This window comes from Flavobacterium psychrotolerans, from assembly GCF_003097635.1.
GTDB classification, from domain to species: domain Bacteria; phylum Bacteroidota; class Bacteroidia; order Flavobacteriales; family Flavobacteriaceae; genus Flavobacterium; species Flavobacterium psychrotolerans.
In genome coordinates this window covers 157695-178704 of sequence record NZ_QCZI01000005.1, presented here as the reverse complement: position 1 = coordinate 178704, position 21010 = coordinate 157695, and the positions used below count along the sequence as shown (strand labels likewise).

At 33.2% G+C, this 21010-nt stretch carries 14 protein-coding genes; 4 read left to right on the top strand and 10 right to left on the bottom strand.

The features are described from left to right. The first annotated feature begins 19 nt into the window (after window positions 1-19). Window positions 20-3964 (top strand): DUF2194 domain-containing protein, encoded by a 3945-nt coding sequence (locus tag DB895_RS05855; protein WP_116724428.1) that lies wholly within the window; start codon window positions 20-22, stop codon window positions 3962-3964. 70 nt (window positions 3965-4034) lie between these two features. Here DB895_RS05855 and DB895_RS05850 read toward each other — a convergent pair whose 3' ends face one another. Further along, window positions 4035-5675: a T9SS type A sorting domain-containing protein gene (locus DB895_RS05850; RefSeq protein ID WP_116724427.1), complete on the bottom strand. Its 1641-nt coding sequence runs from the start codon at window positions 5673-5675 to the stop codon at window positions 4035-4037. Between the two features lie 614 nt (window positions 5676-6289). On the opposite strand from DB895_RS05850, the gene DB895_RS05845 reads away from it, so the two are divergent. Then, the gene (locus tag DB895_RS05845; protein ID WP_116724426.1) at window positions 6290-8203 is read left to right on the top strand and encodes a DUF294 nucleotidyltransferase-like domain-containing protein; all 1914 of its coding nucleotides are present in this window, start codon (window positions 6290-6292) and stop codon (window positions 8201-8203) included. A 1-nt stretch (window position 8204) separates the two neighbouring features. Continuing rightward, a complete protein-coding gene (locus DB895_RS05840) occupies window positions 8205-8801 on the top strand; it encodes a 3'-5' exonuclease (protein WP_116724425.1) in 597 nt (198 codons plus the stop codon). On the opposite strand, the gene DB895_RS05835 is transcribed toward DB895_RS05840, so the two are convergent. From DB895_RS05835 to DB895_RS05795, 9 genes are all read right to left on the bottom strand, one after another. Beyond that, the gene (locus tag DB895_RS05835; protein WP_116724424.1) at window positions 8798-9277 is read right to left on the bottom strand and encodes a 4'-phosphopantetheinyl transferase family protein; all 480 of its coding nucleotides are present in this window, start codon (window positions 9275-9277) and stop codon (window positions 8798-8800) included. The genes DB895_RS05840 and DB895_RS05835 overlap by 4 nt on opposite strands. Continuing rightward, window positions 9274-9531 (bottom strand): phosphopantetheine-binding protein, encoded by a 258-nt coding sequence (locus DB895_RS05830; RefSeq protein ID WP_116724423.1) that lies wholly within the window; start codon window positions 9529-9531, stop codon window positions 9274-9276. The genes DB895_RS05835 and DB895_RS05830 overlap by 4 nt, the downstream gene beginning before the upstream one ends. 5 nt (window positions 9532-9536) lie before the next feature. Beyond that, window positions 9537-10808, bottom strand: a complete 1272-nt coding sequence (locus tag DB895_RS05825) for a beta-ketoacyl-[acyl-carrier-protein] synthase family protein (RefSeq protein WP_116724422.1) — start codon at window positions 10806-10808, stop codon at window positions 9537-9539. Window positions 10809-10842: 34 nt separating this feature from the next. After that, on the bottom strand, window positions 10843-11271 hold the full coding sequence (locus DB895_RS05820; RefSeq protein WP_116724421.1) for a 3-hydroxyacyl-ACP dehydratase FabZ family protein: 429 nt from the start codon (window positions 11269-11271) through the stop codon (window positions 10843-10845). A gap of 2 nt (window positions 11272-11273) precedes the next feature. Further along, window positions 11274-12326 carry a type III polyketide synthase gene (locus tag DB895_RS05815; RefSeq protein ID WP_116724463.1) on the bottom strand — a complete coding sequence of 351 codons (1053 nt, stop codon included), beginning with the start codon at window positions 12324-12326 and terminating at the stop codon, window positions 11274-11276. Further along, window positions 12323-13036: a methyltransferase domain-containing protein gene (locus DB895_RS05810; protein ID WP_116724420.1), complete on the bottom strand. Its 714-nt coding sequence runs from the start codon at window positions 13034-13036 to the stop codon at window positions 12323-12325. The genes DB895_RS05815 and DB895_RS05810 overlap by 4 nt, the downstream gene beginning before the upstream one ends. Beyond that, complete coding sequence (locus DB895_RS05805) at window positions 13037-14167, bottom strand: NAD(P)/FAD-dependent oxidoreductase (protein ID WP_116724419.1); 1131 nt, start codon at window positions 14165-14167, stop codon at window positions 13037-13039. Window positions 14168-14493: 326 nt separating this feature from the next. After that, entirely contained in the window at window positions 14494-17274 is a 2781-nt protein-coding gene (locus DB895_RS05800; protein ID WP_116724418.1) for an alpha-amylase family glycosyl hydrolase, read from the bottom strand. Between the two features lie 256 nt (window positions 17275-17530). Further along, window positions 17531-20164: a valine--tRNA ligase gene (locus DB895_RS05795; protein ID WP_116724462.1), complete on the bottom strand. Its 2634-nt coding sequence runs from the start codon at window positions 20162-20164 to the stop codon at window positions 17531-17533. Window positions 20165-20542: 378 nt separating this feature from the next. Here DB895_RS05795 and DB895_RS05790 point away from each other — a divergent pair, with 378 nt between their 5' ends. After that, window positions 20543-20980 carry a DUF1573 domain-containing protein gene (locus tag DB895_RS05790; protein WP_116724417.1) on the top strand — a complete coding sequence of 146 codons (438 nt, stop codon included), beginning with the start codon at window positions 20543-20545 and terminating at the stop codon, window positions 20978-20980. The last annotated feature ends 30 nt before the right edge of the window (window positions 20981-21010 follow it).

Genomic DNA, 21010 nt, shown 5'->3' with positions numbered 1-21010 from the left:
ACACGAAAATTATCTATGTATGAAATCATTACAATTAATCAAAAAAAAACAGCTGTACTTAATAATTACAATTTTGTTTTTAGCAATAAATACCAATTGTGAAGGATTAGAGGATTGGTCTGATTTAAAAAGTGCTTATTTGCTTGATGAGACCAATAAGCTTGAAGCCGATAATGATTTTAAGCGGTATAGCGAACCTGGAATGAGTTCACAACCCTTAATAGAATATATTGTCGATGAAAAAGAACCTATGAGCGTAAATTATGATGCCCATATCAGAAAAATATGTGATTATACGAAGTTACCTTTTCGAACAATCGATATAAATACTTGGAATGCGACTTTAATTATATCACCATCAACTAGAGTCCTTTCAATCTATGATACGTCTAAACTAAATGATGCATCCATAACAAAAATATTAGATTTTATTTCTAATGGAGGAACTCTCTTTATACCAGATGCTTATGAAGATCATAGAATGGCATTTTTATATGGATTTATTCCTGAAGCCGAATTTGCTACTGATAAAAATGCAAAGGGTTTTTATTTTATCACACCAATGTTACCCAATTTAAAAGGAAAAACCTTTTTGAGCAGTTTTGTTCATTTTAGTTTTGATTCTCAAAATTTCTCGAATAGAATCAAAATATTAGCTTCGACAATAAACAATCATAATTTCCCTCTAATAATAGAAAATAAAATAGGAAAAGGTAGAGTCTTATTTTTTAATACAACTACTGATTTTAGAAAAGAAGATCGAGGCTTATTTTTTGCGGGAATGCTTAAAGGATTAGAAGGTATTCCTTACCCTGTTGCCAACACAGCCACTATATTTCTAGATGATTTTCCATCTCCTGTTTATAATGTTAAAGCAGAACCAATTGCCTCAGAAATGAATTTATCTATGTCTGATTTTGTTGCAAAAGTATGGTGGCCAGATATGAAAAAAATAGCCAATGAACATAAAATCCCGTACTCCGTAATGACCACATTTGATTATAAAAATAAAATAATACCTCCGTTTACTTTAGACCAATGGAATGCCATTAAAATAACTTCTAATAATAAAGTACAACCGGAGACAGATTGGTTAGTTAAGGATGCAAAAAAAAATGGACATGAAATAGCCTTCCATGGTTATAATCACGTTTCACTTAAAACTAATTTATGGAAAAACCAAGATTTTATTGGAACAGCATTAAGTACAGTAAAGAAAAAATGGGATATTAGTGATTTTGGAAATTTACCTACAACTTATGTCCCGCCATCTAATGTTATTGACAAAAACGGTTTAAAAGAGCTAAAAAAAGCAATGCCCTCTCTTAAATATATGTGCAGTTTGTATTTAGATCAAGGAGAAGATGGCGGAAATAGGGAGTTTGACTATGACCCCTACAACAAAGAATTCTTTGATTACCCAAGAATTACCAGCGGGTTCTATTTGGCTGATGATAGTAAATTTAATCAGCAATCGATGTATTTATTTACGGGTGTCTGGACCCATTTTGTTCATCCCGATGATGTATTTGAATTGCCAAAACCGGGGCTTGATGATTGGCATATGGCTAATTTGCGTAATAGTTTAGGTTATGGATGGTACAAAACTAAGGGGAAAGACAAAGCTATGATAACAGAATTTAAAAAATATTTGAGAGAGATAAAAAGTGTATTTCCCCAAATGCGGTTTGTAAATGCAAATGATGGGGCAAAAATGGTCATTGATTGGCGCACGTCAAGATATACACATAAATCTGAAAATGGAATATATACCGTTAAAGAAATCAACCCCGATGCAAAGAATAAGCAATATTGGTTCCTTTTTGGAAGCAATTCTAATACCGAAAAAATAGAAACCCAATTAAAAAAACAAGCTGTTTTATTTTCTAAAACTCCTATGATAGATGGCTATTTGTATTCTATTTGCACTAAAGAACCAAAACTAGCCATGATAGATTTTAATTATAAAAATGAGAATCAAAAAGCCTTACAAGTTCAAGAGAATCAAACAGTAATGGCTGATTATACAAAATATACTATTGCTGCCAAAAGATTTCAGTCGGGTGCAATTTGGTTGGATGATTCCGATGAAAAATTAAAATTAGAAATGGCATCTTTAAAAGGCAAGATGCTGAACGATGCAGTGATAGATTCTGTTATCTGGAATAAATATTCAAAGTATTTATCATGGAACAAAAGAGGAGGGGAGGCCTGGAAAATGTTTGAGGAGCATACCCTAAAATATCCTTTTAAAGAAAATATTATGTACTCAAATGAATTAGACAGAGTTATAGGGTATCCCGATGATTTTGTTAAAGAAAAGTGGATGAGTGCACAAATGGGGGCAACACCAAATGACACTGACTTATTGAATAACTATATCACTAATTTTAATACTGATGAGAATCAAGAAAGAATCAAAAACATATTAAAAAAATTATATTCTCTTGATAATTCCGCAATTAATTATAAAAATTACCTCAAGCATTTAATGCAATACCAGCCTGAAGAGGCTCTAAATAAACTTTGTGACATTAAGCCATGTGAAGACTTATCAGAATTGGCCACTCAAACCGTATGGCTTTTTGCAGATGCCAACGAATATCAAAAAGCCTATGATTGGTCAGAATTCAGCAAAGAAATTGATTTTGTAACCCAAATGAATTGGCTTTTTGAATTAAAAAAATACAACTTAATTGAGGTTGAATTTCTAAAACATATTGTTTCCCAACCTAATGATTATAAAGCTAAAGCATTTATGAGTACTATATATCATGAAATGGGAAGATTTAAAGATTCCTGGATTATGGCAAATTCATTACCTGATATTTCAGAAAAAGAGGAGTTGAAAAAAATATTGAATACGGATGTTGTTTTTGAAACGGAAGAGCTAAAATTAGATTTGATTGCCCATCAACCGGAATTATTCTATCCCAATGTCTTGAAATTAATAATCAAAGAAAATCGGCTATTGAAAGGTGATTTTGCTGATGCAGTAAGCTCATTAGAAACGAATCAAAAAAATAATGCCATTCAAAAAAATGTCATATCCTATAATCATTTTGATAAAAAAAGTAACCTTCACAGCTTTTCAGGAACATATAACAACTATTACAAACAGAAATTAAAAGAAAACTATGAAGATAATTTTGACAATTCGCTGTTAGGGGTGCAGTATAAATTTACAAGAGCTCAAATAGAAGGAAAACCCAACTATTGGTCAAGAGCTCGAATTGAAGTAGATAAATCTACAAATCCCTATTATCAATTTGGAATTGGATATAATACAACGGGATATAAAAAATACAGATCAGCTGAATTTAATGTATTTCCCGTAGAAACCGCTCCAGGTCTTAATCAGAAAATGTATGAATTGCGTTTAAATTTATATCAAGATATCTATTTATTCAAAATCATAAACACCAGTATTTCATTTGAAGGGAATTATTATACCGATGGTTTACTTTCAAGAGATACAATAAATACCAACATACTTAATCCTAATAAATTTGCAAGAAAAATTTATACTACTATAGATAGTAATCACTATGAAATCGCTACTTATGATGAAGCCTTAGAAGGTACTGCTTCAGTAAGAATGGCATTAGATAATGAAGATGTAAAAAAATCTAAATTTATCCCTTTTATAGAAAGCCAATATTCCCAGGGAACAAGAAATCAATCTACAGGATATCCTTTTTGGATGATAAAAAAACGTTTTTTTGGCGGTTTAGGCTTGGGTTGGGAGGTTGTAATAACAAATTTTCATTCGAAAGTAGAAGCAGGGTATTTTTTAGATGATTACAGTAAAAATTTCAAACGGTTTACAGGAAATGTGTCCTATCAGTTATTTGACTTTACGGCACTAACGGCAAACGTTGAATTTTTCTCCCAATCAAAATATTATTCTAATTCGTTCCAATTTGGTGTAAAACATAATTTTAAAAAGAAAATAAAAAGGTAGTAAAGACACTTCTATAAAAAAAGGTGTTGTACAATTTGTACAACACCTTTTTTATAAAGAAATTGAAATCTTAATGTTTTACGATAATTTTTCGGGTATCTTTAAATGAACCTTTTTCTAACGATACAAAATACAAACCGGTACTTAGGCTTCCAGTATTTATTGTCATTTTATTAGCTTCAGAAGTACTTGCAACAGTTACTTTTTGACCTAATGAATTAAAAACAGATACATTGTAATCTTTCAGGTTTTCTAATTCAATTGTTAGCTCATTATTTGTAGGTACTGGATAAATAGACATGTTAAGTTTATGATTATCGGCCGTACCAAGTGAGGATGTTACGTTAAGAGTAAAATTTAAATCGTTATATCCAGTTGTGCTATCCCAAATATTTTGATTTGCAAATTGAATTGCATACTCTGGTTTGCTCGCTAAAGTGGTTGAAAGATCCGGAATACTTAAGTATAATTTATAGTTACCTGTGGTTAAATTTGAAGGTAAAGTTAAGTTTTCAGTAATAGTCAATTCATTAGTTCCAATCCATAGTCTAGGATCAGCATTCATTAATACAGGATATACTTGATTCGTAGTTAGATTTTTCAAAACAATATAGGCTTTTCTTTCATTAAATGGTGCTGCAAAACCTTGATTCACTATTTTTAATGTTATAGGTAAAGTAGATCCTAACTTGATCGCTTGTGGAAAAGTAGCATTAGTTAATGCAAATCTATATCCTAATTTTTGCTGAATTTCTGCGTAGCAACCACCGTTAGTGAAACCGGAAAGGACACTAGAATTATAATCTGAATTAAGAAACGACCAATGAAATTTTGCCATTTCACTTATTGCAGAAGCACAATCGGATCTAGGAGAATTTAAAGCACAAGTCTCGCCACCCATAGGGGTAAATTTAGTATCTTGCGCTAAATATGGGTATTCTACCGATGAATTAGCATAAGTTCCGTAGTCCGTTGAACTGGCTAAAAAACAATCGTTAAAATGACCAACTCTGGCTACATTCGTTTGATTATATCCTTGAGAATCGGCTATGGCAGTTGAGGAATATAAATCTCTTTTAATGGCAGGTGTTCTCACTTGTACCATTCGCCCGGTTGGTAAAGCACTTAACATAGCGTCTACAACTTCTCTTCTGTTGCTAATATTTGAAGCAGTCAAACTTGAACCATTATAGCCCCCGCCTCCAAATTCGGCTTGACTTGTGTAATACCATTCCCCCCAAGTTCCTATAAAACCCGCTTGCATTAAGCTAATTACATCCGAATTGGCTTGTAAAAGTTGTTTTAATTGTGAAATATGAGATAATATAGTTGCTTTAGACGCATCTCTTTGAGCTACAGTTTCATTATCAGAATAAGTAAAACGGATAAAAGCTTTTAATCCTGATTTTCTCAAAACATCAAAATCACTTTGCATGTTAGCCAAGTAACTAGATGAAATAGGAGAGTTTACAAAAGCGTCCAATTTAAATTCTCTGTATATCAAAGTGATATTGTTATTCAGTCTAAAATTGGTTAGTGTCGATTGGCTCAATCCCTGATAGGATCCGGAGCTTGATGCGGATGTAAATTTATAAAAACCACGTTCTGGATTTGGAAAAGTAGCAGTTGAAGCTTTGTAAATTACATTTGTTGTTTGAGCATTACCGTAAAAATAAAGAAAAATTACGATTGAGGTTAAGATTTTTTTCATAATTAAGTAGAAATTTTAACTAGCATTTTAATAGTTGGTTGTTGTTTTTTAATTTTTGCATTATTATTAATCTGTATTAACAAGAACACATTGCAAATTTAATTACTTAATAGTTATCGAACCTTATAAATAAACGTTAAAAAGTAACATTTTAACGATTAAGTGCATGATTTTCAATATTTTGTATGAAATCCCTGATTTTAAAAAAATGTATTGTAAGAATAATTCCAGTTAAATTATAGACATTATTTTAACATTATTAAGTATAATCATTTAATGCAGTAGTATTTATAAGAAAGTATTGACAAGACAAGAACTTGAAATTTTAAAATCTCGAATTAAAATGTATTTTGTTGATTTGCAGACGATTAATTTTGCGTGTTATTAGTATTTATATTGTTTGCGCAAAACTCTGTAAAACGGTTTATATTTGAACTATAATTTACATTATGTAAAATAGAATTTGTTTTTATTAATACTGGGAATTACATATATTTTCAAATAATATATCCTCAAACTTCAAATCATTTCCTATTTTTGCACCACTTATATAGTTTGGGTATTTTTAAAACCATTTTATTTCAGTAAATTTAAACTTTATCAATCATTGTGTTATGAATGCCATTGTAGAACGTATTGCTGATTTCTTAAAAAAATATCCACCATTTAATATTCTTTCATTTGAAGAATTAACAATTGTTGCTTTAAATATTAAGGTTATAAATTTGGAAAAAAACAAAACATTGTTTCAAATTGATGATGTTTTACACGATAGTTTTTATGTTGTTGCATCTGGAACCATCAATTTATCAGTGATTTCAGATGCCGAAGAAACTTTACTAAATAAGTGTGTTGAGGGTGATGTTTTTGGTTTACGTCCGTTTTTTGCCAAAAATAACTATATGATGACAGCCAAAGCTCGCGAAGAATGTATTGTATATACAATTCCTATAGCAACTTTCCGACCTTTTGTTGCTCAAAACGAGGAAGTATTAAATTTTCTTTTGGAAAGTTTTGCCAGCAATACCAGCAATCCAACCGATAGGGAAAATAAAGGAAAATTGCTTTCGGACAATGTGATTTTTTCTTCTCAACCATCAGAAATTCAGCATTTTCAGTCATTATCCTATAATAAAATGCCTTTAAAAGTGCCCCCTGCTTCAATAATAAAAGAAGTAGCGCAACTGATGACGGATAATCTTTTAGATAACGTTATTATTTTAGATCAAAATTTGCCTATAGGAATTGTTACTGATACTGACATGCGTTCTAAAATTGCAACGGGACGTTTTCCTATTACATCAACAATCGATACAATCATGTCCTCCCCTGTAATTACAGTGGTCGAAAATGTTTCATTAGCAGAAGCACAATTATTATTACTTAAGTATAATGTCAGCCATTTATGCGTTACACAGGACGGCTCAATCAAATCGGAAGTCAAAGGAATCATTACAGAGCATGATTTGGTTGTAGCACAAGCAAGTAATCCTGGTTTTTTGATAAAAGAAATCAAGCGTGCTCAAGATGCCAAAGAATTACAAAAAGTAAGAACAAAGTTATCTGACTTAATACAAACTTCAATTGCAAAAAACATCCCTCTTTTGCATATCATTAATATTGCAAGCGAAATTAATTTAGCCATTATAAAACGATCAGTAGAATTGGCCATTTTAGAATTAGGTTCACCTCCCGCAAGGTTTGCTTGGTTGAGCATTGGAAGTCAAGGAAGAAAAGAACAATTGTTGATTACTGACCAAGATAATATTTTAGTATTTGAGGATGTTGCCGCAGACAAATACCGTGATGTAAAAGATTATTTTATAAAACTAGCCAAAAAAACGGTTGGCACTTTACAAAAAGTAGGCTACGAACCATGTCCAAACGGCCACGTCGCCAGTAATTTACAATGGTGTAAATCATTGACAGAATGGACAAAACAATATACCAATTGGATTAATTCTCCAGGTGAAAACAGAAACGAAAATTGCAGTATATTCCTTGATTATGAAATTGCTTTCGGAGAACCAAAAATTGAAGAAATGCTAACGGATATCATTTTCAATAATGTAAAAAAGAATAAATTATTCTTTGATTATTTAGGAAATGATGCTTTGAGAAAACCTCCACCAATAAGTTTTTTCAAAAAGTTTAATGTTGAGGAAACCGGAATAAATAAAGATAAATTCGATATAAAAATTCGTGCCCTGATGCCGTTGATTGATGCCGCTCGATTATTCACATTGAGCCAAAACATACAAGGAATTAACAATACCTATATGCGATTCAAACAATTGGCTATGGTTGATTCGAAACATTCGGAGATTTATCTGAATTGTGCCGAAGCTTTCCTGACGTTATCTAAAATCAGAACTTTAGAAGGGTTAAAAAATGACAGTGATGGCCAGTATATAAACTTGGAAGATCTATCAAAAGTAGATAAAGAAAAACTTAAAAATGCATTGGCTCCCATGAAAGAATTGGAGGACCTAATTAAAGATACGTTTCAACTGACAAAATTTTCATAATATGTTAGAGTGGCTAAAAAATATCAATAAAGAACATCCCGAATTCTGGAAAAATTATCATTCCAAATTTGAAAAAAGATCCTCAAGGTATGTAATCTTAAGTACTCAAAACACGGGATTAAATCCTGATAAAGACGTGATATTATCGATTGGAGCAATTTCGGTAATCAACAACAGCATTATTGTTGGGGATAGTTTTGAAGTTATTCTTTTACAATATGTTTACTTACATGAAAATGGTCTTTCCAATGAATTTATTATTGAGAGTAAACAACCAAAATTAGGCGAGCGTGAAGCAATGCAGGCTTTTATTGATTTTATTGGGAATGCTGTTTTGGTGGGACATCGTATTAATTTAATTGTTGATTTCATTAATGTGGCATTGGAAAAAATGGATTGTGGAAAACTAAAAAATGAAGCTCTAGACATTGAAATTATGTACAGAAAACTAATGGATATCACCGATAAAGAATTCTCTATTGATGCTTTGTGTGATATTTTTAAAATTCGCAAAAGTGAGGAAAGCTCTTCTTCAGAAGATGCTTATAATACCGCATTGTTATTTTTAAAATTGAAATCAAGGTTGGGTTTGAATTAATTGTTTAGGGTTACAATTTGTTTATAAAGACCGTGATGGCTTATAGAAACTTGTTTTCCATTTGGAGCAATAAATGGAATTCCATTATATTTTTTTATTTTAGTATTATTATCCAATACCACCACCCTTTCAAAATCTTCCTCACAAACAAGAGCTATCGTTTGAATGTATTTTGAAGTAATTTTTGTTTTAGTAAAATAACAGTTCCCTTTGCAAATCACTTTCCCAATTTCATTTGTAATATCCTGACATTCTAGCTGCAAAGGAAAAAAGCCTCTGATTCCTGTTTGTCGATTGTAAATTTTATAGGCAGCTTCTTTTCTAGTCCATAAATTCCAAACCATAATTTCTGGATTTTCTGAATTTAAAATCAATACTTGCTCTTTTTCAGAGAATATTTTTTCAAAAAAACCTTTCCGTTTCCAGTTGCTTTCTTTTCTGGACAATGCCAAATCTACAATGTCATTTCCAATCATTCTTTTTCGGCTAGTTTGATTTCGATGATTTCCATAGCCGATTTTATATCCAACATTCGTTCCATAGATTGGTTGTCAATAACAAAATCAAACTTTTCTTCAATATCTAAAATAACATCAACCAAATTGGCCGAATTAATCCCTAAGTCATTGATGAAATCGGTGTTTTCAGTAAGATTATCAAATGCTTCTTGGTTTTTTACATATGGTTTTATGATATTTCTTAGTGTTTCAATTGATACTTCTTTTTTCATATTTTTTATTTGTATTTTTTAAAAATGACACATCCATTAACGTCCCCAAAACCAAAACTGGCTTTGGCAATAATATTTAATTCTTTTTCAATTCTTTGCCGCGGAATTCGGGATTCATCAATTTGATTCGTTATTTCGGAATGTATATCTTCACAATTAATATTTGGTGAGATAAATCCGTTATGCAATTGTAAAACTGAGGCTACACTTTCAATGCTACCGGCAGCTGTTAAACAATGTCCAACCATTGATTTTAAGGAATTTATATAAGGAAAATTAACTCCTTTTCTGCCTAAAGCTTCACTCCAATTTTGAATTTCCAAACCATCCTTAGAGGTTGCCGTCAAGTGGCCACTAATATAATCAATTTTATCTGATGATATCCCAGCATTTTTTATGGCACTTTTGATACATCTTTGAACAGCTATGGGATTTGGAGCCGTCATAGTCCCCACCCCCCTTTGACCTCCAGAATTCAAATTTCCACCTAAGACTTCGGCATATATTTTGGCACCACGAGCTAATGCCGTTTCTAAATTTTCTAATAATAATGCTCCTGCCCCACTTCCTGGAACAAATCCCGAAGCACTTGCAGACATTGGTCTTGATCCTTGTTCTGGAGCGTTATTGTGTTTAAATGTACAGACTCTCATAGCGTCAAATCCACCCCAAATATATGGGCCTGAATCGCTGGTACTTCCTGCCAAAATCCGTGTGGCTTGTCCGTTTTTTATTCTTTCATAAGCCATCAAAATACTTTCAGTTCCGGTTGTACAGGCAGATGAATTGGTCGTTACTTGGTTTCCCAATCCTAATTTCCCACCCAAGTATGCACTAACCCCACTATTCATAGTTTGGGCAACGGCGGTACTCCCTAATCTTCGAGTTTGAAAGGCATCAATTTTATAAATGCTTTCGCGAAATTTATCAATTCCAGATGTTCCTGTACCGAAAATTGTTCCGCTATTCCAATCTGGTTCTTCGCTTATTTCTATTGTTAATCCAGCATCTTTCCATGCATCCATTCCGGCAATTACACCATACAAAATACCTGATGAGTTAAAGTTTCGTAATTCAAGTTCGGAAAAATAATGTAAGGATAACTCCGTTGAAATTTCAGGTTTTCCGGCAATTTGACAGGAAAATTGTAATCGTTCTAATTCGGCATCGTGCTTAATCCCCGAAATGCCATTTTGGATTGCATTTGTAAATGCATCAAGCCCTACTCCATTCGGAGAGACAACGCCAAGACCGGTAATTACAACTCTTTTATTCATAGTGACTAAAATTAATCCTATTATTATAACTGTACTAACATATCATTCCCGAAATTATTCCGTTGCAAACTTCTTCTCCTTTTTCATTTGTCATAGTGACATTGCATTTCAATTTTCCAAATCGGAAATAGATTTTTTTTGAAATCACAGTCACTTTTTCATTTGGAAAAACCGGTTTTAAAAATTCTATTTCTATTGATGTTAAGGCCATTGAAGTACTTATAGTAAAAGTATCATTCATTAAAAATATCCCCAAACAAACAAGTCCAATTTGCGCCATAACTTCGGTTAAAATCACCCCGGGTGTAATAGGCATTGTTGTAAAATGTCCGTTGTAAAAATCCAATTTTTTGTCAAATGTAAACCTCCCTTCCACCCCATTTACATCTATATTGAGAATTTCATCCACAAATAGAAATGGTTTTGAATAAGGTAATTTTGATATGATTTCTTGGTGTGTCATTTTTAAAACTGTAATAGAACTCTTTGTGCCGAAAATCCAGGACCAAAACTTAACATCAATCCTATTTCCCCTTTTCGGGGCTGGTTGTCCATAATTCTCTCTAAAACATACAAGACTGTTACGCTTGACATGTTTCCATATAAACGCAATACTTCCCTTGTATCATCAATATTTTTTCCTAAATCAAAAAATAGATCTTCAACTGTTTGCACAATTTTTTTCCCTCCAGGATGAAAAATTAAATGGTCTATAGCTTCAATTTTTAGATTGTTTTTTTCTAAAAAAGGGTGTATAATTTTCGGAAAATGGGACGTAATTATATCAGGTACTTCAACATCCAAAATCATTTGCAATCCTGAGTTTGTGAGTTTAAAACCCATCATTTGAATTGCATCGTAAAAATGATACATCCCTTCATCTAAAATTTCTGGACCTTCATCCTCTTCATGCGAAGAAAGTAAAACACATGCAGCTCCATCACCAAATATAGCAGCACTTACGATATTCGCCATCGAAAAATCATCCAATTGAAACGTAGCCGTGGGGCTTTCTACGGCAATAACCGCAGCACGTTTCCCGGGATTGGCTAAAAGGAAATTTTTGGCATAAATAATTCCAGAAATCCCAGCCGCACACCCCATTTCAGTTACTGGCAGTCTAACGATATCCTTCCTCAACTTCAATTTATTTATCAAATACGCATCTAGTGACGGAATCATAATTCCGGTGCAACTTACGGTAATTATATAATCTAAATCTTTTGGGGTCCAATTGGCTTTCGTTAACGCTTTTTTAAGTACTTTTTCGCCCAAATCAATCACTTCTCGAATGTAAATATCGTTTCTTTCTTCAAATGAAGTTTTGGTAAAAACTTCAATCGGATCCATAATGGAATACCGTTTATCGACAATTGCCCCCTCAAAGATTTTCTTAACTTTTCGGATGAACCGCTCTTCTTGACCCAACAGCCAAGCATCCAAAAACGGAATAATTTCCGCTGTTATTTTCGAATATTTGGGTAGCTGTTTGGCTACTGTCTTTATTTTTACACTCATATATTTGAAATTATCCATTGGTAGCGAAATGCCCATTTCCATTGGATCTTATGTTTTACTAAATTCAATTTTTTTGAAAACAGCATCAACTCCCTTTTTTTGAAACCTCTTAAAATGGAAGTTAATCCATCTTTGCGAGACATCAAATTTAATTGAAAGACAAAACACAATGCCTGAAACAATCTATACGCAATTGCATTTCTATGCAAATCATTAATGACAATTCCTATGTTAGAATTTTTTTTAAAAATGGTCATTATAGTTACGATTTCATCGTCTTTAAAGTGATGTAAAGTCAACGTGCATAATGCAATATCATATTTTAATTTAGCAAAGGATTCATTAAAAATATTTTCACATCTATAACTAATATTTGGATATTGAAATGAAAGTTTACGGGCATAATTTATGGTGAAATTATTAGCGTCAATTCCAATTAATTCAAAAATTAAATTGTTTTTTTTGCTATATTCTGCTAATGACCGCAACATATCCCCATTACCACAACCGATATCAACAATCGTAAACGTTTTTAATGAGGGTTTATTTTTAATTAATTCTTGAACGCCGCGTAAAGTTAGTTGGTTTCCACCCAAAAGCTGATTGATTTTGGCAATTTTATCCAATGCATCGCGAAGGTTTTCCCCCTCAAGTGCAAAATCATCCATAATTTCAGGATTGCTCGTTCTATATTTTGTGTTAATGAACATTTATGTTTTAAGAATTATTGGTTTTCCGTGTGTTTGCTTAATGATAAATCGCATTAAAAGGGGGAATAGTATCAATATGCTCATAAATATTTCGGAAAGTTTGGACTTTTGTAGAATAGTGGATAAAAAGTTTCCTGTTTTTAGTCTTTTTCGGAAATTGAAATCCCATTCGTAAGTGTATTGATATTCTAATTCCTTTCTGGATTTTATTTCTTTATTGTAATACTTTTGCACTAATTCTGATACGATTTTCGCACTATGAATTGCCATAGCCATGCCATTTCCGCATAAAGGATGAATTAATCCAGCAGTATCGCCAATCATCAAGATATGATTTTCTACCGCTTGTTTTTTTTCGAATGAAATTTGGCTGATTGTCAATGGCTTTTCAAAAAACAAGGTGCAATTTTCAAATATGGATTTCAAAAAGGGATTTTGGAATACAACCTTATCTTGATAATCATCAATGGTTTTATATATCTGGAATGTTTTATAATCGGCTAAATAGCATATATTTATAATATCATTCTCCACTTTTGAAATACCGCAATAGCCACCAGTAAAATTATGTAATCCCACCATGTCATTGGGGAAATCCCCCAAATAATGGGCTTTAACGGCAAGCCAATGTGATTTTTTCAGGATGAATTTCCGATTCAATTTTAGGTCAATATTGGAACGTTTTCCGAAAGCTCCAACAACAATTTTAGATTTTAATATGGTATTCGAGGAGGTTCTAACGGTAAACTCATCATTTTCAAAAACGATATTTTCAACTGTTTCCTGAATGATTTCACAGCCGTTGGTAATGGCTTTTTTACACAAAAAATCATCTAATGCAAAACGACTAAGCCCAAAACCACCCAGAGGTAAAATGGTTTCGATTATTTTTCCCTTGGCCGTTGAGAATTGAAGTCGGGTAATTTTTGTAGGTTGCAAAGAAGTTATATTAATGTTTAGCCAATTGAGATAGGGCAACACTTCGTTAGAAATATATTCACCACAAACTTTGTGTTTTGGGAAACAATTTTTTTCTATGATTGTAACTGGAATTCCTATTTTTGATAAATGTATTGCGGCTGTCAAACCCGCCACACCCCCACCAATAATAATTACTTTGTCATTTCTCATAGTGTAGTAAATTTAAAGAAATGTTTCAATATTCTGTATATAATTAATTAATAATGTCGTAAAAAAATAATAGCTATTTTTTAATGGATGTTGAATCTATAAAGAAGTTTGACTCAAGCTAACCTAAAACAAAAATTTAAGTTTTTAAAAGTCGTACTGTAGTCCTCTTGTGTAAGTCTTTCCTAATTGATGTTGTTCGTTCGTAAAGATTTTGTTTTGGATATCTCTATTTCAGTATCGAAAAATAATCTAATAAAAAAGAGGTAGAATTTTAATCCTACCTCTTTTTTTATAAACAAGTTCTAAATAAATCAGAAATTTATATCTTAGTTTTTAAAGAATTTAACGGTCTTGGTTTTGTTGTTATTAAAAGTAACATGCAACAAGTAAAGTCCCGAAGATACCTTAGTTAAATCTATTTTATTGTGATTTAATGTTGGTGAAAAAGTACTTCCATTCATACCGATAATTTGTATGTTTCTAATTGCTTCTTTAGTATCAACAGTTATAAATTCATCGGCTAAAGTTGGATATACTTTACACAAAACAGTATCTTCTGTACTCAATTCATTTGTTCCTAAAGTAAAGTCCGTGTAGGAATTAGGCACATTAGGTAAAGTATAACGACTAGCAGTATAAATTTTTAATTCGCCAGGCTGTAATGTAATACTTGTTCCTTCGGTAATAGTACTGTTTCCGTCAGCTAAATAATCAAACCAATTATTTCCTGATGGCAAATTAATAGCTACTGTTCCTGTATAGGTTAGACCATCAGTAGGAGCGTTAAAATTACCTACAACAAAAACACGATCATTTCCTGATCCCCAGATGATGCTTCGTGCGGCTTTCCCGCTACCCAAGTCAGTACTCGAAGGATTACCTGAAAACACATTTGGTAAAATACGAGTTCGCAACTGAATTAATTGTCCGATTTTTTGGTATGAGTCCATACGAGTTGAAGTGGTGTACCAATTTAAACTTTCTGGAACAGGTTTTGGGTCTACTCTATTTCCTACTGCTCCGGTAGAATTGCTAAAAATACTATAATCATAAGCTAATTCTTGGAACATCCACATCATGTGAGCTCCATTTAGTAATACATTGAAAGCGGTGTTAAGAGGGGCTCGGTAACTGTGTCCACTAACTGATTGTACAGTAGTTCCATTACCAAAAGCTTTAGCTTTATACATGATTCTTTCCTCATCATGGCTCTCACAATACGATAAAAAACCATCTTGGTTTGAACCGTTTAAATCATCCCCATCTTTTAACCAGCCCATAGCTGTTTGTTGATAGCTGTTCGTATTATTAGTGTGGCACATCATTCCATTATTCACATAATTCTGACGCTCTCCAGGAGTTTCTTCCCAATGTTCTAAAATAAAATAAGCATTTTGGTTTCCTGCTTTCACCCCATTGTTATAGTAATCAAACATAATTTCGCTACGGTTACCACAATCTGAACCACAAAATCCGTGTGATAAATCCATACGGTATCCATCTACTTTGTATTCATCAATCCAATATTTAAGTGTGCGTTTAAACATTTCGCGTGTTTGTGGAAAATTATGATCATAATCCTGATTTACGCTTGAACCATGAGGCGCAATTTGATTAAACCATGGATTGTTAGTTGCAATCGAATTAGTACCCCAATACATTTTAGCCTGTGGTGCAGCTCCAGTTGCATGATTAAAAACCATGTCAAGAATAACGGCAATACCTCGTTTGTGACATTCGTCAATCAATTTTTTTAAGTCGTTTTCTGTTCCATATGACTTATCAACCGCAAAATAGTGTGTTGGGTTATATCCCCAGCTGATATTTCCTTCAAATTCAGTAATTGGCATTATTTGTATTGCATTCACTCCTAAATTTTGAAGATAACTCAGCCTATCAGTTATTGCGTTGAAACTGCGAATTGATGTGAAATCATGTACCCATAATTCATAGATAACTAAGTTATCTTTGTTCGGCTTTATGAAATTTAGTGTTTCAGCGCTCCAATTGTATTTGGTTTTATTGGTTTGCAATACAGATACATAACCATCACCTTGTACGGGATACGCTTTCAAATTTGGATACTGTTGTTTTGGCTCCCATTGATCATCTGTATGTAATACTTTCTCTGAATAAGGGTCGCTTATTTTAACGACTTTTGTACCTATTTTTACTGCATATTGAAAGGCATATTCTACACCTGGTTGTAAACCTGTAATTTCAATCCACCAATAGCCAGAATCCGCGTCTCTTTTCAATTGATATGCATTTGAAATAGCCCAATTGTTAAAATCACCCACTACAAAGACATTATCGGGCAAAACATTATTTCTGTCTTTGGCATACAAACACAAATGAGCCTTAGTGTTATCCGATGTATTATAGGTTATACCACCAACTAATCCCGAAGGTCGTGGTTGTGATTCCGAAGTTGAAATAATGGCCACACTTCTACTGTCGCTTGAGGTTTTAACTCCTGAAACGGCCTCAACAGTATATACATAATCCCCTACATTGTTTAAAACTTCACTGTAACTTATAGTAGTAACGTTAGTGGCAGTTTTAACAACAACTCCATTTTTTTTAATAGTTAGATCAGAGGCGCTGGTTGCATCAGCTGAAAAATTAACAGTACTGCCCGAGCTAATAGCTCCCGAAGAGGAAGTTGGAGAAAACTTAACACTGAGTTCTCCCGCTGGAGCAATACTAACAAAAAAATCGCCAGCAGCTGCTGTTTTACCTTCTTTGGTTCCGCCAACTCCATCATTGAAAACCATTGATAATTCTTGATAAAGTCCGGGGCAACTTGTAAAATAATTATACATGTTATCAATGGTTAATACCCATTTGGTTCCATTTTTAACTAATTTATGCTTTGCCAAACCACTGCGCCAAGCTGGTGCACATTGCCATTTTACACCTCCAATGGTAACACCAATATGAGCATAACAATTGGTTGCAGTTGCCATTGCCCCACCTGCTGGATCGTAAGTAATCGTTATTATTCCCGTGTAATCATCTGTTATAATAGCGGGAACGGTAGTTACTGTCTGGGCCGAGAGAATGAAACTAAAGGTAAAAGACAGGAAAAGAAAAATTTTTTTCATTAGTGGTAATTGTTTCGTTAAAAGTTGGTTTAAATAGTTATAATTCCGTAAATATATAAAATTATTAATAGTTTAAAAAAAAACATAAAAAAATACAATATTGTAAAGTGAAATAAACTAAAAATTATACGAAATTGATGTATTTTTTTACATCATCTTAAACATAAATTTATTCCTATTGCATACGAGTACTTGAATACCGAAAAAGTAAAGTATAAAAAAATCCCATTCGACTCAACGAATGGGATTTTCTTTTTTATTTCAAGCTCGCTAAACTTTGCTTTATGGTTGCGATTTTTGCTAAGGCATCGGCTTGTTTCTGTTTTTCGATATTGAGAACTTTCTCCGGTGCTCCAGCAACAAATTTTTCATTGGCTAGTTTGGCTTCTACAGATTTTAGGAATCCTTGCGTATATTTCAACTCTTCAGTCAGTTTGGCAATTTCTTCTTCCTTATTGATGGAACCTGATATTGGAATAAAATATTCATTTGATTTGATTCGGAAGGATAAGGCAGAATCTACTTTGTCAGAAACGTATCCTAATGAAGTGATGTTTCCCAACTTAGTTATCACTGAATCGAAATAAGTGGAAACTTTATCATTGTTAACCACTTTCAATTCAATTGTGTCCTTAAACGGAATATTTTTGTCTTTTCTAATCGTTCTGATTCCAGAAATTACTTCAATCGTGTTTTCAAAATCAGTAATTAAATTTTGATTAAACGGTTTTAATTCCGGCCATTTAGAAATGATTAATGCTTCTTCAGGTGTTCGCTCAGTTATGATGTGCCATATTTCCTCTGTCAAAAATGGCATAAACGGATGCAATAATTTTAAATTACTTTCCAGCATTTCAATCGCCTTGTCAAAAGTAATCTTGTCAATCGGTTGTTGATAGCCCGGTTTTATCATCTCAAGAAACCATGAACAAAAATCGTCCCAAACCAGTTTGTAAATACCCATTAACGCATCTGAGATTCGGTATTTTTCGAAATTGTCCTCGATTTCCAAAAGCGTTTGTTGCAATTTGGCTTCATACCATTCGATTGCCACTTTAGACGATTCCGGTTGTGGGATCGTACTTGAAACTTCCCAACCTTTTATTAATCGGAACGCATTCCATATTTTGTTAGAGAAGGCTTTTCCTTGGTTGCACAATTCTTCGTCGAACATAATGTCATTTCCGGCAGAAGCACTTAAAAGTAATCCCACACGAACACCATCGGCGCCAAATTTAGCAATCAAGTCTAAAGGATCGGGAGAATTTCCTAATGATTTGGACATTTTACGTCTTTGTTTGTCGCGAACCAAACCGGTTAGATACACATTCGTAAATGGTTTTTTACCTGTATATTCATAACCTGCAATAATCATTCTGGCCACCCAGAAAAACAAAATATCCGGACCGGTAACCAAATCATTCGTTGGATAATAATATTTAAAATCTTCGCTTTCTGGATCCATGATTCCTCCAAAAACCGCCATTGGCCAAAGCCAGGAAGAAAACCAAGTATCGAGTGCATCAACATCTTGAGTTAGGTCTTGATTTGTTAGGTTTTGGTTGTTGGTTTTATTTTGGGCTAAAACTAAAGCCTCATCAATGTTTTCGGCAACCACAAAATCCTCTTTTCCGTCTCCGAAGAAATAAGCCGGAATTTGTTGTCCCCACCATAATTGACGGGAAATATTCCAATCGCGAATGTTTTCTAGCCAGTGTCTATATGTGTTTTCAAATTTTTTCGGATATAATTTGATTTCATGATCTTCCAAAACGGCTTTGATAGCCGGTTTAACTAAATCTTCCATTTTTAAGAACCATTGATCTGACAAACGAGGCTCAATTACTGCTTTGGTTCTTTCAGAAGTTCCCACTTTATTCAAGTGAATTTCTGTTTTTACTAAAGCACCAATCGTTTCTAATTCTTTGGCAATTTCCTCACGAACTACAAAACGGTCTTTGCCTTGATAATGCAATCCAAAACTATTCAAGGTAGCATCTTCATTGAAAATATCAATAATTTCCAAATTATGCTTTTCTCCTAATGCTTTGTCATTCATATCATGGGCGGGAGTTACTTTTAAACAACCCGTTCCAAATTCGATATCAACATAGTCATCTTCGATAATTGGAATTACTCTTCCACAAATAGGCACAATCGCCTTTTTTCCTTTAAGATGGGTAAAGCGTTCATCATTTGGGTTGATGCAAATGGCCGTATCACCAAAAATAGTTTCCGGACGTGTTGTAGCAACTGTCAAGAAATCTTCACTTCCAACTATTTTATATTTTAGGAAATACAATTTTCCCTGTTGTTCTTCATAAATCACCTCTTCATCAGAAAGTGTCGTTTTTGCTTCCGGATCCCAGTTGACCATTCTATACCCACGATAAATAAGTCCTTTATTATATAAATCGACAAAAGAACGAATTACGGATGCTGACATATCAGGATCCATGGTGAATTTAGTTCTTTCCCAGTCACAAGAAGCTCCCAGTTTTTTTAGCTGGTCGAGGATTACCCCACCATATTTGTCTGTCCAATCCCAAGCATGGGCAAGAAACTCTTCGCGAGTTAAATCATTTTTATTGATTCCTTCGGCTTTTAATTTGGCAACTACTTTGGCTTCGGTAGCGATTGAGGCGTGATCGGTTCCCGGAACCCAACAGGCGTTGAATCCTTTTAGTCGTGCACGACGAATCAGAACATCCTGAATGGTGTTATTGAGCATATGTCCCATATGTAAAACTCCAGTCACATTTGGAGGTGGAATTACAATGGTATATGGCGTTCTATGGTCTGGTACCGAATGGAAATAATTATTCTTCATCCAGTAGTCATACCACTTGTCTTCTATATTTTTGGCGTCGAATTGTGCAGGAATTGTCATTTTATAATTGATTATTTCATCCGTTCGCTTCCGCTCGGGTCGGTTATTTTTTTTGATTCGTAATTTAAAAATTGCTTTATATACAAATGATTTAATAAATAGCCCTGATGGAAGTGGAAATCCTTTATTTTTAGGATTGCGAAGCAAATCCTAAAAATGAAGATTGGAACAAACAGCAGGAACAGAAATACTAAAAATGCCCAAACCATTTGCTACTGATTGTCACTTTCTTCTCAATTTCAAGAAAAAATGAATTTTGGTATGTTTTTTGTATTCCTTGCAAAAGTAAAGAAATAGTGCAGTATAAAAAATTAAGAATTAATAATTTGTATTATTAGTAAAAGAAAGTATTTTTACGAAACCTAAAATTAAACCTAAATGAAAAAAATATTATTTTTAATGGCCGTTGTTGTTTTTAACGTAGCAGCTTTTGCACAAGGGGCAAAAATTGAATTTAAAAATAGTGACAATACAATTGATTATGGAAGGGTTGAAAAAGGGAGTGATAATGGGATTCGCGTTTTTGAATTTACGAATACTGGAGATGCCCCTTTGATTATTACGAATGTGCAATCGACTTGTGGCTGTACGATTCCAACAAAACCTAAAGAGCCAATTATGCCTGGGAAAACTGGAAAAATTGAGGTGAAATACAATATGGGTCTTGGTCCTATTAGAAAAACAATTACGGTTGAATCTAATGCTACTAATTATGAAGGCGGAAGAGTTGCGTTGAAAATAAAGGGGGAAGTCTTTGAAAAAGAGATTGTAAATTTTATGGAAAAGAAAAAAGATTTGCCTGCAAACGGAAACTAGAAAAAAATTAAAGAGCCTCAATTGAAGCTC